Origin of the sequence: Enterobacter sp. MALB-1, from assembly GCF_041021625.1 — a bacterium.
GTDB lineage: Bacteria > Pseudomonadota > Gammaproteobacteria > Enterobacterales > Enterobacteriaceae > Enterobacter > Enterobacter oligotrophicus.
On record NZ_JBDPJL010000001.1, the window covers coordinates 1,275,307 to 1,288,237 of the forward strand.

At 55.0% G+C, this 12,931-nt stretch carries 14 protein-coding genes; 11 read left to right on the forward strand and 3 right to left on the reverse strand.

Features of this window, described 5'->3' with window-relative positions; genetic code table 11:
* Positions 1-127: 127 nt before the first annotated feature.
* The 7 genes from lepA to acpS all read left to right on the forward strand — a co-directional run bounded on the left by lepA (position 128) and on the right by acpS (position 6,586).
* The gene (gene lepA, locus ABGB15_RS06175) at positions 128-1,927 is read left to right on the forward strand and encodes a translation elongation factor 4 (protein ID WP_152081886.1); all 1,800 of its coding nucleotides are present in this window, start codon (positions 128-130) and stop codon (positions 1,925-1,927) included.
* Between the two features lie 16 nt (positions 1,928-1,943).
* The gene (gene lepB / locus ABGB15_RS06180) at positions 1,944-2,918 is read left to right on the forward strand and encodes a signal peptidase I (protein ID WP_152081885.1); all 975 of its coding nucleotides are present in this window, start codon (positions 1,944-1,946) and stop codon (positions 2,916-2,918) included.
* Between the two features lie 222 nt (positions 2,919-3,140).
* Entirely contained in the window at positions 3,141-3,821 is a 681-nt protein-coding gene (rnc, locus tag ABGB15_RS06185; protein ID WP_010434072.1) for a ribonuclease III, read from the forward strand.
* Positions 3,818-4,723 (forward strand): GTPase Era, encoded by a 906-nt coding sequence (gene era, locus ABGB15_RS06190; protein ID WP_152081884.1) that lies wholly within the window; start codon positions 3,818-3,820, stop codon positions 4,721-4,723. The genes rnc and era overlap by 4 nt, the downstream gene beginning before the upstream one ends.
* 11 nt (positions 4,724-4,734) lie before the next feature.
* Positions 4,735-5,442 (forward strand): DNA repair protein RecO, encoded by a 708-nt coding sequence (recO, locus tag ABGB15_RS06195; protein WP_152081883.1) that lies wholly within the window; start codon positions 4,735-4,737, stop codon positions 5,440-5,442.
* A 32-nt stretch (positions 5,443-5,474) separates the two neighbouring features.
* A complete protein-coding gene (pdxJ, locus tag ABGB15_RS06200; RefSeq protein ID WP_152081882.1) occupies positions 5,475-6,206 on the forward strand; it encodes a pyridoxine 5'-phosphate synthase in 732 nt (243 codons plus the stop codon).
* A complete protein-coding gene (acpS, locus tag ABGB15_RS06205) occupies positions 6,206-6,586 on the forward strand; it encodes a holo-ACP synthase (RefSeq protein WP_152081881.1) in 381 nt (126 codons plus the stop codon). The genes pdxJ and acpS overlap by 1 nt, the downstream gene beginning before the upstream one ends.
* On the opposite strand, the gene ABGB15_RS06210 is transcribed toward acpS, so the two are convergent.
* Both ABGB15_RS06210 and ABGB15_RS06215 read right to left on the reverse strand, forming a co-directional pair.
* Entirely contained in the window at positions 6,583-6,843 is a 261-nt protein-coding gene (locus tag ABGB15_RS06210; RefSeq protein WP_008502177.1) for a YfhL family 4Fe-4S dicluster ferredoxin, read from the reverse strand. The two genes, acpS and ABGB15_RS06210, sit on opposite strands and share 4 nt — an antisense overlap.
* Positions 6,844-6,898: 55 nt before the next feature.
* Positions 6,899-7,747: a MurR/RpiR family transcriptional regulator gene (locus ABGB15_RS06215; RefSeq protein ID WP_152081880.1), complete on the reverse strand. Its 849-nt coding sequence runs from the start codon at positions 7,745-7,747 to the stop codon at positions 6,899-6,901.
* A gap of 118 nt (positions 7,748-7,865) precedes the next feature.
* Here ABGB15_RS06215 and murQ point away from each other — a divergent pair, with 118 nt between their 5' ends.
* The 4 genes from murQ to tadA are packed head-to-tail and all read left to right on the forward strand — an operon-like array spanning position 7,866 to position 11,335.
* A complete protein-coding gene (gene murQ / locus ABGB15_RS06220; RefSeq protein ID WP_152081879.1) occupies positions 7,866-8,759 on the forward strand; it encodes an N-acetylmuramic acid 6-phosphate etherase in 894 nt (297 codons plus the stop codon).
* 11 nt (positions 8,760-8,770) lie between these two features.
* Positions 8,771-10,132, forward strand: coding sequence for a PTS transporter subunit EIIC (locus tag ABGB15_RS06225; protein WP_152081878.1), 1,362 nt, complete (start codon positions 8,771-8,773; stop codon positions 10,130-10,132).
* Between the two features lie 3 nt (positions 10,133-10,135).
* Positions 10,136-10,771, forward strand: coding sequence for a phosphatidylglycerophosphatase C (gene yfhb / locus ABGB15_RS06230; RefSeq protein WP_152081877.1), 636 nt, complete (start codon positions 10,136-10,138; stop codon positions 10,769-10,771).
* 57 nt (positions 10,772-10,828) lie between these two features.
* Positions 10,829-11,335, forward strand: a complete 507-nt coding sequence (gene tadA / locus ABGB15_RS06235) for a tRNA adenosine(34) deaminase TadA (RefSeq protein ID WP_215723672.1) — start codon at positions 10,829-10,831, stop codon at positions 11,333-11,335.
* Here tadA and mltF read toward each other — a convergent pair.
* Positions 11,223-12,773, reverse strand: a complete 1,551-nt coding sequence (gene mltF, locus ABGB15_RS06240; RefSeq protein ID WP_152081875.1) for a membrane-bound lytic murein transglycosylase MltF — start codon at positions 12,771-12,773, stop codon at positions 11,223-11,225. The genes tadA and mltF overlap by 113 nt on opposite strands.
* Positions 12,774-12,931: the final 158 nt, after the last annotated feature.

A 12,931-nucleotide genomic window follows, 5' to 3' on the forward strand; every position in this document is an offset into this window, starting at 1 on the left:
ATACCTGGCTCTAAGTGCATTTCCAGGTGACGGAGATGTAGTGTAGAATGCTGCGTTTTCGCACTGAAAAACGTCAGGCTAAGAACAGCGGCCTCCAGGAATTCGTAAGGCATAATTATTTAACTATATGAAGAACATACGTAACTTTTCGATCATTGCTCACATTGACCACGGTAAGTCGACGCTGTCTGACCGTATTATCCAGATTTGCGGTGGCCTGTCTGATCGTGAAATGGCAGCCCAGGTACTGGACTCCATGGACCTGGAACGCGAACGCGGTATCACCATTAAAGCGCAGAGCGTGACGCTCGATTATAAAGCCTCTGATGGTGAAACCTACCAACTGAACTTTATCGACACCCCAGGCCACGTTGACTTCTCCTATGAGGTTTCACGCTCGCTGGCGGCCTGTGAAGGCGCGCTGCTGGTGGTCGATGCCGGGCAGGGCGTAGAAGCCCAGACTCTGGCGAACTGCTACACCGCGATGGAAATGGATCTTGAGGTTGTGCCGGTTCTCAACAAAATCGACCTGCCTGCCGCCGATCCTGAGCGCGTTGCGGAAGAGATTGAAGACATCGTCGGCATTGATGCGACCGATGCGGTGCGCTGCTCGGCGAAAACCGGCGTGGGCGTGCCGGATGTACTGGAACGTCTGGTGCGTGATATTCCGCCACCGGAAGGTGACCCTGATGCGCCGCTGCAGGCGCTGATCATCGACTCCTGGTTCGATAACTACCTGGGCGTTGTCTCGCTGGTGCGTATTAAAAACGGCACCATGCGTAAAGGCGACAAAATTAAAGTGATGAGTACCGGCCAGGTCTACAACGCTGACCGCCTCGGTATCTTCACGCCAAAACAGGTCGACCGTACCGAGCTGAAATGTGGTGAAGTAGGTTGGCTGGTCTGCGCCATTAAAGACATCCTCGGCGCGCCGGTGGGCGATACGCTGACGCTGGCCCGTAACCCGGCAGACAAAGCGCTGCCAGGCTTCAAAAAAGTGAAGCCGCAGGTATACGCCGGTCTGTTCCCGGTTAGCTCCGACGACTACGAAAACTTCCGTGATGCGCTTGGCAAACTGAGCCTTAACGATGCTTCCCTGTTCTATGAGCCAGAAAGCTCAACGGCGCTGGGCTTCGGCTTCCGCTGTGGCTTCCTCGGCCTGCTGCACATGGAGATCATTCAGGAACGTCTGGAGCGTGAATACGATCTGGATCTGATCACCACGGCACCAACCGTAGTGTATGAAGTTGAAACCACCTCGAAAGAAGTGATCTACGTCGATAGCCCGTCCAAGCTGCCGCCGCTGAACAATATTCAGGAGCTGCGTGAGCCAATAGCAGAGTGTCACATGCTGCTGCCGCAGGAGTTCCTCGGCAACGTCATTACGCTGTGTATTGAGAAACGTGGCGTACAGACCAACATGGTTTACCACGGTAACCAGGTGGCGCTGACCTACGAAATCCCGATGGCGGAAGTGGTACTCGACTTCTTCGACCGTCTGAAGTCGACCTCTCGTGGCTATGCGTCACTGGATTACAACTTCAAACGCTTCCAGGCTTCCAACATGGTGCGTGTGGATGTGCTGATTAACGGCGAGCGTGTCGATGCGCTGGCGCTGATTACGCACAACGACAACGCGCCGTACCGTGGTCGTGAACTGGTTGAGAAGATGAAAGAGCTGATCCCGCGTCAGCAGTTCGACATTGCGATTCAGGCGGCCATCGGTAACCATATTATCGCCCGTTCTACCGTGAAACAGCTGCGTAAAAACGTTCTGGCTAAATGCTATGGCGGTGACGTGAGCCGTAAGAAAAAGCTGCTGCAGAAGCAGAAAGAAGGTAAGAAGCGTATGAAGCAGGTCGGTAACGTTGAGCTGCCGCAGGAAGCATTCCTTGCCATTCTTCATGTTGGTAAAGACGGCAAATAACCCTTAAGGAGTTGGCATGGCGAACATGTTTGCCCTGATCCTGGTCATTGCTACCCTGGTGACAGGGCTGTTGTGGTGTCTGGATAAGTTTATTTTCGCTCCAAAACGTCGTGAACGTCAGGCAGCCGCGCAGGCCGCCACGGGCGATGGGCTTGACGCGAAAACCCTGAAGAAAGTCGGCCCGAAACCGGGCTGGCTGGAGACCGGGGCATCGGTATTTCCGGTGCTGGCGATTGTTCTGGTCGTTCGTTCGTTTATTTACGAACCGTTCCAGATCCCGTCAGGTTCAATGATGCCAACGCTGCTGATTGGCGATTTTATTCTGGTCGAGAAGTTTGCCTATGGCATTAAAGATCCGATCTACCAGAAAACGCTGATCGAAACGGGTCATCCGAAACGTGGCGACATCGTGGTGTTTAAATATCCGGAAGATCCGCGCCTGGACTACATCAAGCGCGCGGTGGGTCTGCCGGGTGATAAAGTCACCTACGATCCGGTTGCCAAAGAAGTGACCGTCCAGCCGGGCTGCAGCTCCGGTACGGCGTGCGAAAATGCACTGCCAATTACTTACTCTGACGTTGAGCCGAGTGATTTTGTGCAGACTTTTGCCCGTCGTAACGGCGGCGAAGCGACCAGCGGTTTCTTCCAGGTTCCGAAAGGCGAGACCAAAGAGAACGGTATTCGCCTGGTGGAGCGCAAAGAGACGCTGGGCGACGTAACGCACCGTATTCTGACTGTGCCTGTCGCGCAGGATCAACTGGGCATGTATTACCAGCAGCCGGGCCAGCAGCTGGCAACCTGGATTGTGCCGCCGGGACACTACTTCATGATGGGTGATAACCGCGATAACTCCGCGGACAGCCGTTACTGGGGCTTTGTGCCGGAAGCCAATCTGGTGGGTAAAGCCACTGCAATCTGGATGAGTTTTGAGAAACAGGAAGGCGAATGGCCGACCGGTGTACGCCTGAATCGTATTGGCGGAATCCATTAATTCTCAATAATTGAACGCGTAGCCGCAGTTATTTGCGGCTACGTGAATTATTTCGGCGATAAATCTCTTTGGACTAACGACATCCCCTGTCGTTGTGTATAGAATATTCCCCCGAAGTTTAAGGTTGGCCCTGCAAAGGTGCCACGGCACACGAAACCGCGTTGGTTTTCTCAGGTCGGTTTCGTGTGCTGCATTTTTGACGCATTTATTTATTGGTATCGCATGAACCCCATCGTAATTAATCGGCTTCAACGGAAGCTGGGCTACACTTTTCATCATCAGGAGTTGTTGCAACAGGCATTAACCCATCGCAGTGCCAGCAGCAAACATAATGAGCGTCTCGAGTTTTTAGGCGACTCTATTTTAAGTTTCGTGATTGCAAATGCGCTTTATCATCGTTTCCCACGCGTGGACGAAGGTGACATGAGCCGTATGCGCGCCACGCTGGTGCGGGGTAACACCCTTGCGGAAATCGCACGCGAATTTGAGCTGGGTGAATGTCTGCGTCTCGGGCCGGGTGAACTGAAAAGCGGTGGCTTCCGCCGTGAATCTATTCTTGCCGATACGGTCGAAGCCTTAATCGGTGGCGTTTTCCTGGACAGCGATATCCAGACCGTAGAAAAACTGATCCTGAACTGGTATCAGAGCCGTCTGGACGAAATCAGTCCGGGCGATAAACAAAAAGATCCGAAAACGCGTTTGCAGGAATATTTGCAGGGTCGTCATCTCCCGCTGCCATCTTATCTGGTGGTGCAGGTACGTGGCGAAGCGCACGATCAGGAATTTACCATCCATTGCCAGGTCAGTGGCCTGAGTGAACCGGTGGTTGGCACAGGTTCAAGCCGTCGTAAGGCGGAACAGGCTGCCGCCGAACAGGCGTTAAAAATGCTGGAGCTGGAATGAGCGAAGAAAAAACCTATTGCGGATTTATTGCCATCGTCGGACGTCCGAACGTTGGTAAATCCACCCTGTTGAATAACCTGCTTGGGCAGAAGATTTCAATCACCTCGCGTAAGGCGCAGACCACGCGTCACCGTATCGTGGGCATCCATACTGAGGGCGCGTATCAGGCAATTTACGTCGATACCCCAGGCCTGCATATGGAAGAAAAACGTGCGATAAACCGCCTGATGAACAAAGCGGCGAGCAGCTCCATTGGCGATGTCGAGCTGGTCATTTTCGTTGTGGAAGGCACCCGCTGGACGGCTGACGATGAAATGGTGCTGAACAAGCTGCGCGATGGTAAAGCACCGGTGATCCTCGCGGTCAACAAAGTGGACAACGTGCAGGAAAAAGCCGACCTGCTGCCGCACCTGCAGTGGCTGGGTAGCCAGATGAACTTCCTCGATATCGTCCCGCTGTCAGCCGAGACCGGTCTGAACGTCGACACCATCGCGGGCATCGTGCGCAAGCATCTGCCGGAAGCAATTCACCACTTCCCGGAAGATTACATCACCGATCGCTCCCAGCGCTTTATGGCCTCTGAAATCATCCGTGAAAAGCTGATGCGTTTCCTGGGGGCTGAACTGCCTTACTCTGTGACCGTTGAAATCGAACGTTTCCAGACCAACGAGCGTGGTGGCTACGACATCAACGGCCTGATCCTCGTTGAGCGCGAAGGGCAGAAGAAGATGGTCATTGGTAACAAAGGTACCAAGATCAAAACCATCGGTATCGAAGCCCGTAAAGACATGCAGGAGATGTTCGAAGCGCCGGTCCACCTGGAGCTGTGGGTGAAAGTGAAATCCGGCTGGGCCGATGACGAGCGCGCCCTGCGCAGTCTCGGTTATGTAGACGACCTCTGAGTTAACGCTACGTGGAGGGATGGCAACGCGCCTTTGTCCTGCACAGCCGTCCGTGGAGCGAAACCAGCCTCATGCTGGATGTCTTCACGGAAGAGTCGGGTCGCGTGCGCCTTGTTGCGAAGGGCGCACGTTCCAAACGTTCCAACCTGAAAGGTGCTTTACAGCCTTTCACGCCGCTGCTGGTACGCTTTGGCGGGCGAGGGGAAGTCAAAACCCTGCGCAGTGCTGAAGCCGTCTCTCTGGCGCTTCCTCTTTCCGGCATCACGCTTTACAGCGGTTTGTATGTCAATGAGCTCATCTCGCGCGTTCTTGAACATGAGACTCGCTTCTCTGAACTTTTCTTTGATTACCTGCACTGTATCCAGGCGCTTGCTGGCGCAACCGGCACGCCCGAACCAGCCCTGCGCCGGTTCGAGCTGGCATTGCTCGGCCATTTAGGATACGGCGTTGATTTCCTGCACTGTGCGGGGAGCGGAGATGAGGTGGAAGACACCATGACTTACCGCTACCGGGAAGAAAAAGGGTTTATTGCCAGCGTCGTCATCGATAACAACACCTTTACCGGGCGTCAGCTCAGGGCGCTGTATGAACGTGAATTCCCCGATCCTGATACTTTGCGCGCGGCAAAACGCTTTACCCGAATTGCGCTCAAGCCGTATCTTGGTGGTAAGCCCTTAAAGAGCCGCGAATTATTCAGGCAGTTTATGCCGAAGCGTTAGATTACTGTATTAAAAGAAAACCGAGGATTGTCATGGCTGAATTACTGTTAGGCGTCAACATTGATCACATTGCCACGCTGCGTAATGCGCGCGGCACGGCGTATCCTGATCCGGTTCAGGCGGCATTTATTGCCGAGCAGGCAGGTGCCGACGGCATTACCGTTCATCTGCGTGAAGATCGCCGCCACATTACTGACCGCGACGTGCGTATTTTGCGTCAGACGCTGGATACGCGCATGAATCTGGAGATGGCGGTCACCGAAGAGATGCTGACGATTGCCTGTGAGACGAAGCCACATTTCTGCTGCCTGGTGCCGGAAAAACGCCAGGAAGTGACCACTGAAGGCGGTCTGGATGTGGCTGGTCAACGCGACAAAATGCGTGATGCCTGCAAACGCCTGGCAGATGCGGGCATTCTGGTTTCTCTGTTCATTGACGCTGATTTCGAACAGATTAAAGCGGCGGCCGACGTGGGCGCACCGTACATCGAAATCCACACCGGCTGCTATGCCGATGCTGAAAACGATGCGGTTCAGGCCAAAGAGCTGGAACGTATCGCCAAAGCGGCCACCTACGCGGCAAGCCTGGGTCTCAAAGTGAATGCCGGTCACGGCCTGACGTACCACAACGTCAAAGCCATCGCCGCGCTGCCGGAAATGCATGAGCTGAACATCGGCCACGCCATCATTGGCCGTGCGGTGATGAGCGGCCTGAAAGAGGCCGTATCAGAGATGAAACGCCTGATGCTGGAAGCGCGTCAATAATGGCTATTCTGGGCTTAGGCACCGATATCGTTGAAATAGCCCGCATTGAAGCGGTGATCGCCCGCAGCGGCGATCGCCTGGCGAGACGCGTGCTGAGCGATAACGAATGGGCCATCTGGGAAGCACACCAGCAGCCGGTACGTTTTCTGGCAAAGCGTTTTGCGGTAAAAGAGGCGGCGGCCAAAGCCTTCGGGACGGGGATTCGTAACGGTCTGGCGTTTAACCAGTTTGAAGTGTTTAACGATGAACTGGGTAAACCACGCCTGCGCTTATGGGGCGAGGCGCTAAAGCTGGCAGAGAAACTCGGCGTGAATCACATGCATGTGACGCTTGCGGATGAACGCCACTACGCCTGCGCGACGGTGATCATCGAGAGTTAAAGTTTGTCTGCGTGATGCATCAGGACAAACTTGTCCCACAACTGCTCTTCGCTTTCGACGTGTGCCGGATCTTTCAGGATCGTATTGGGGATGGGGCACACTTTCTGGCAGGTCGGCGTCTCATAGTGGCCGATGCACTCGGTGCAGCGGTCGCTGTTAATCTCATAAATGCTGTCGCCCATCGAAATGGCCTGGTTAGGGCATTCGGGTTCGCACATATCGCAATTGATGCATTTTTTGGTGATTAACAGCGCCATCAGTAAATTCTCAGAAACATCACAAACAGGGCGGCATTATACGCTCATTCGTTGCTCAAACCAGTTTTTTTACCAGCTCTTCACTGTGACGAATGCGCTCCGGCGCATGCTCCAGATCCTGTTGCACCAGTGCCATAAACAGCAGATCGGTCAGCATCATTTGCGCACTGGTGGACGAGATTGCCGCACTGCGCGTGGCCTGCTCTTCAGCGATGGTATACAGGCACCGCGTTGCCCGCTGCTGCAGCGCGTTGGGTGTAAAACCGGTGATCGCCAGAATTTTACCGCCGACGCGCAGGGCTTCGTCGGTGGCCATATTGATCTCACGGCGTTCGCCGGAATAGGAGATCGCCAGCAGCAGATCGTCAGCAGTCATCGCCTGCACGGTCGCCAGCAGGGCGTGCATGTCCTGCTCAACGATCGCGTTGTAACCGATTTTCGTCAGCTTCCAGCCAAAATTACGCGCCACCAGCCCGGATGCGCCAATCCCGGTTAATACAATGCGCCGTGCAGTGCGGAGCATCGCCACGCTTTCCAGTAATTTCTCTTCGGTATTCACATCAAGCGTGGCGTGCATCGCCGCCACGTTCTCTTTGATGAGTTTTTCGCCCACCAGACGCATCGGGTCATCGCCGCGGATTTGGTTATGTACCGGCATTGATTGCGGATTGGGATTGCTCGCCAGCGCTTCGCTAATCGCCAGCTTCAGTGCCGGAAAGCCCTTAAACCCAATCTTCTGGGCAAATTTCACCACGCTGGACTGGCTAACGCCAGCTTCGCTTGCCAGCTGCTGAGAACTGAGATGGCGCGCACGATCGGGTTGGGCGAGCAAAAAGTCAGCCAGCTTCTTGTCGCTCTGAGCAAAGCCCGCGTAACGCTGGCGAATGCGGATTAAACAGTTCATACGGTCTCCTGGCGAAAATGTGATTGCCCGCGCAAATACGAATTTTGCTCGCCTGAATGAATTTTATATTCCATTATAGTGTGATTATTATGAATTAAAAATTCTTGAGGTACAAAAAATGAATCTTGGCTCACTTGTTTCTGAAACGCGTAACCCGCAAACCATGGATCTGGATGCTCTCTCCACGCTGGAGCTGGTTAACCGTTTTAATCAACAGGATACGCTGGTCGCGCAGGCAGTGAAAGAGACATTGCCAGAGGTTGCGAAGGCAGTCGATGCCGCCGCCGCCGCACTGAAGGCCGGTGGTCGCATTATTTACATGGGCGCGGGAACCAGCGGACGTCTTGGTGTTCTGGATGCGTCCGAATGTCCGCCGACCTTTGGCGTGCCGCACGGCCTGGTGGTCGGGCTGATTGCCGGTGGTCCTGGCGCGCTGCTGAAAGCGGTAGAAGGGGCGGAAGATAACAAACAGCTCGGCGAAGATGACCTGAAAGCGCTGAACCTGACCGCACAGGATCTGGTTGTCGGGCTGGCGGCATCCGGGCGCACGCCATACGTCATCGGCGGCCTGGAATACGCTAACCAGACCGGCTGCACAACCGTCGCCATCTCCTGTAACCCTGGCTCACCAATAGCGCAGGTGGCCGCTATTGCTATCTCCCCGGTCGTTGGGCCAGAAGCGCTCACCGGCTCCACGCGCCTGAAATCCGGGACTGCGCAAAAGCTGGTGCTCAACATGATCTCAACAGGCGCGATGGTGAAGTTTGGCAAGGTTTACCAGAACCTGATGGTGGATATGCAAGCGACCAACATCAAGCTGGTGGACAGGGCGTGCCGTATGGTGATGGAAGCGACAGGCGCGAGTCGTGAAGAGGCGGAAGCGGTCCTGAAACAAACCGATCACGACGTTAAACCGGCCATTCTGATGATATTAAGCGGGCTGGACGCTGCGGCTGCAAGAGCCAGACTCGATGCACATCAAGGGTTCTTGCGGGCTGCTTTAGAAAACTAGAAGAGGCGAGTATGGAAAAAACAGCAGCGCTCGCCAGCGATATCCTGCAGGGGATCGGTGGAGAAGAGAATATTCAGCGTCTGGAAAACTGCATGACGCGTGTGCGCGTTGAGGTGCATGACGACGACCGGCTTGACCTGTCGCGTCTTAAGCAACTCTCCGGTGTGAGCGGGTACGTCAAACAGGGGCAACAGCACCAGTTGATTGTCGGGCCAGGCAAGGCGGCGAAGGTCGTCGATGCCATGCGTGCGCTAATGGGCGGTGAAGCCACCGTATCGCTTAATGATGCCCAACGCACCAAAGCCGAGGCTAAAGCCAAATACAAAGCCCCGATGAGCGATGCGCTGCGACAGCTGGCGAATGTCTTTATTCCTCTGATCCCGGCGTTTATTGCCTCTGGTTTGATTACCGGGATTATCAATATCCTCAGGCGGCCGGATATCGTGGGGGATTTTGCCACGCATTATCCGAACCTGCTGGGTATTCTCGGGATCTTCGGCAGCGCTGTTTTTGCCATCATGAACATTCTGGTGGGGGTAAACACGGCGAAAGTGTTTGGTGGTTCACTGGCGATGGGCGGCGTGATGGCGGGCATTCTTTCCAGTCCGCAGCTGGCGCAAATTACGCTCTTCGGTGAGGCGCTACAGCCTGGTCGTGGTGGCGTCATCGCGGTGCTGCTGGTGGTCATCCTGATGTGCTGGGTTGAGAAAAAGCTGCGTGCCATGCTGCCTGGCTCGATTGAGCTTATCCTTAATCCGCTGCTCACGACGCTTATTACTGGCAGCGTGGCGATTGTTGCCCTGCAACCGCTGGGCGGTTGGATCTCGGAGTCGATTGCCCACGGAGCCTCTCTGGCAATCGATCGCGGTGGATTACTGGTCGGGGCGGTGCTGTCGGGGACGTTCCTGCCGCTGGTATTGACCGGGCTGCACCAGGGGATGGTGCCCATCCACGTCGAGCTGGTACAGGCGCATGGTTACAATGCCCTGCTGCCGATCCTGTCGATGGCGGGTGTGGGGCAGGTCGGTGCGGCCATTGCGGTATTGATGAAAACCCGCAACGCACGTCTGAAAAAGGTGATTAAAGGGGCGTTGCCGGTCGGATTGCTCGGCATTGGCGAACCGTTGATTTTCGGTGTCACGCTGCCGCTCGGTAAACCATTCCTGGCTGCGTGTCTGGGCGGTGCAGTAGGCGGCGCGCTCATCAGCTACTGGAAAGTTGCAACGGTCATCACCTTTGGCATTTCGGGTTTGCCGCTGGCATTAACCATCGTAACCGGAAAAGTCATGCTCTATCTGTTAGGCTATCTGGTAGCGGTGATCGCCGGGTTCCTGTTTACCTGGCTGGCAGGATTCAACGACCCAGAGGAGTAAGGTTTGGCAAATCACGAGCGTCGCGTTGTCTTTTTTGACCTGGATGGAACGCTGCATCAGCAGGATATGTTTGGTACGTTTATGCGCTACCTGTTGCGGCGTCAGCCTCTGAATGCGTTGCTCGTATTACCGCTCTTACCCGTGATTGGCATTGCGCTGCTGGTGAAAGGCCGTGCAGCGCGATGGCCCATGAGCTTGCTGCTGTGGGGATGTACCTTTGGTCACAGCGAAACACGGCTTAAACAGCTCGAACAGGATTTTGCTCACTGGTTTCGCGGTCATGTCGCCGCGTTTCCCGTGGTGCAGGAACGCCTCACCAGTTATCTCGATGCGAATGATGCTGATATCTGGTTGATTACCGGCTCGCCGCAGCCGTTGGTGGAGCAGGTCTATTTTGATACGCCGTGGTTGCCGCGCGTCAATCTCATCGCCACACAGACCGCGCGAGCCTATGGCGGCTGGGTACTGACCATGCGCTGTCTGGGCCACGAAAAAGTGGTGCAACTGGAGAAACGGATCGGCACACCGCTGCGTCTTTATAGCGGCTACAGCGACAGCAAGCAGGACAACCCGCTGCTCTATTTTTGCCAGCACCGCTGGCGCGTCACGCCGCTGGGTGAACTTCAGCAACTCGAATAGTCTTATCTGTAGTGGCTGTGTATAATGCCGCCCGCTTTTCGACTGGAGTGCCAACCCTTGTCCAACCCTGAACTCAATCATGAATACTGGATGCGCCACGCGCTCACGCTTGCTCAACGCGCCTGGGATGAGGGTGAAGTGCCCGTGGGCGCGGTGCTGGTCCATAACAATCAGGTGATTGGGGAAGGGTGGAATCGTCCGATTGGCCGTCACGACCCTACCGCACATGCTGAAATCATGGCGTTACGTCAGGGCGGGCTGGTGCTGCAAAACTATCGCCTGCTCGATACCACGCTGTATGTCACGCTGGAACCCTGCGTGATGTGCTCAGGCGCGATGGTGCACAGCCGGATTGGTACGCTGGTCTTTGGTGCGCGGGATGAAAAAACCGGTGCGGCAGGCTCACTGCTGGACGTGCTCGGTCATCCGGGCATGAATCACCAGGTGAAAACTATCGGCGGGGTACTTGCACCAGAGTGTTCGGGTCTATTGAGTGACTTCTTTCGAATGCGCCGGCAGCAGAAAAAGCAACAAAAGGCAGAATTGAAGCTGCAGGACGATTAACCTCTTCGGGAGCCACCACCGGGTAGCTCTGCGCCAGCTGTTTTGCCTCAGCCGCCTTTTTTTCCTTCTCCAGCAGATATCCGACCAGGCTAATCTGATATTTACGAATATTCTCCACGTAGGCGTAGGCTTCATGCCCGCGCGCATAGCCGTAGGTCAGTTTGTTGTACCACGGCTTCTGGCTCAACAGTGGCAGGCGCTGTTTTACGTCTGACCAGCTGTCCGGGTTGCCTTTCGTCTTTGCGGTCAATGCGCGCGCATCCAGCATATGCGCATAACCCAGGTTGTAAGCCGCCAGCGCAAACCAAATCCGTTCTTCTTCCGGCACCGTTTCCGGGACTTTTGCCATCATATCCTGCAGATATTGAGCGCCACCGCTGATGCTTTGCTCCGCATCGGTTCGGTCGTTAACGCCCAGACTCAGCGCGGTATTTTTGGTCAACATCATCAATCCACGCACGCCAGTGGGCGACGTGGCCTGGGTGTCCCAGTGCGATTCCTGATACGAGATAGCCGCCAGCAGCCGCCAGTCAATCTGTCGGGCGTATTTCTCGAACAAGGGCTGAAGGTCAGGCAGTACGCTATCTACCGCGCGCAGGAAGCTGCGGGTATCGACGTAATCGAAGTCGTCACCGTGGCCGAGATATTTCTCTTCCAGACGCGCCAGCGTGCCGTCTTCATTGATGGTGTTAAAGAAATCGAGCATCGCCGCAGAGACGGTCTGATCGTTATCTGACTGGGTAAACCAGGTGACCGGTTGTTCATCGGTGACATCCAGCGCCACGGCGATTTCAGGGTGAACACGCTGAAAAAGACTAATCGCCACCGAATCGGCAATGGTGTAGGGCAGCTTCTTGTCCTTCACCTGCTCCAGCAACGCGTTGGTGCCGAGTCTGGGATCTACCGTCCAACTGAGATCCGGGTATTTCTTCTCCTTCAACTCGCGCAGGTCGTCAATCACCACATGGCCAGGGGCGATGGTTAATTGCTGATCGGTAATTGCGGCAAGCGAGCGCGGGCGCAGGCTCCCGACGCGATACACCAGTTGCTGCGAAACGGAGTAATAGGTCGGGCCTGGTTGATAGTTCTTGCTCCGTTCGCTGTTGTACACCAGCCCGGCGGCAAGAATATCGGCATCGTTATTATCCAGGTCATCAAACAACTGGCTGATGTTCTGACGCACGGTTACTTTTAGCTTCACGCCGAGGTAGTCGGCAAACTGCTGGGCCAGTTCATAATCCAGACCGATGGTTTTGCCGTTAATATCACTGTAGATAAGCGGGGAGCTGAGGGTACTGACACGCAACTCCCCCCGCTCCTGAATGGCGGCGATACGGTTTTCGGCTTTGCCGAACCAGGGGATTGAAGGCCAGAGGGCCACTGCCAACAGCAACGTAACAATGCCGATGAGCAGATAATTAATCTTTAATTTTTTCAATTAGTTAATTCTCTGCGACGCCGGTTGCCTCAGTGTGCTGTAGCCATGATAAGAATAAGGTTTGCCATTGAATGAGCGGCATTTTGCGCAAACTTGCGCCAGTTGGCAACCAATTAGAGAGACAGGTCACATCTATTGTTAAAGGTAAACGTCGATTT

Coding starts and splice junctions, on each gene's coding strand:
- lepA (WP_152081886.1), top strand. CDS start 128: ATGAAGAACATACGTAACTTTTCGATCATTGCTCACATTGACCACGGT.
- lepB (WP_152081885.1), top strand. CDS start 1,944: ATGGCGAACATGTTTGCCCTGATCCTGGTCATTGCTACCCTGGTGACA.
- ABGB15_RS06225 (WP_152081878.1), top strand. CDS start 8,771: ATGGAAAAAACAGCAGCGCTCGCCAGCGATATCCTGCAGGGGATCGGT.
- era (WP_152081884.1), top strand. CDS start 3,818: ATGAGCGAAGAAAAAACCTATTGCGGATTTATTGCCATCGTCGGACGT.
- acpS (WP_152081881.1), top strand. CDS start 6,206: ATGGCTATTCTGGGCTTAGGCACCGATATCGTTGAAATAGCCCGCATT.
- pdxJ (WP_152081882.1), top strand. CDS start 5,475: ATGGCTGAATTACTGTTAGGCGTCAACATTGATCACATTGCCACGCTG.
- rnc (WP_010434072.1), top strand. CDS start 3,141: ATGAACCCCATCGTAATTAATCGGCTTCAACGGAAGCTGGGCTACACT.
- murQ (WP_152081879.1), top strand. CDS start 7,866: ATGAATCTTGGCTCACTTGTTTCTGAAACGCGTAACCCGCAAACCATG.
- ABGB15_RS06215 (WP_152081880.1), bottom strand. CDS start 7,747: ATGAACTGTTTAATCCGCATTCGCCAGCGTTACGCGGGCTTTGCTCAG.
- ABGB15_RS06210 (WP_008502177.1), bottom strand. CDS start 6,843: ATGGCGCTGTTAATCACCAAAAAATGCATCAATTGCGATATGTGCGAA.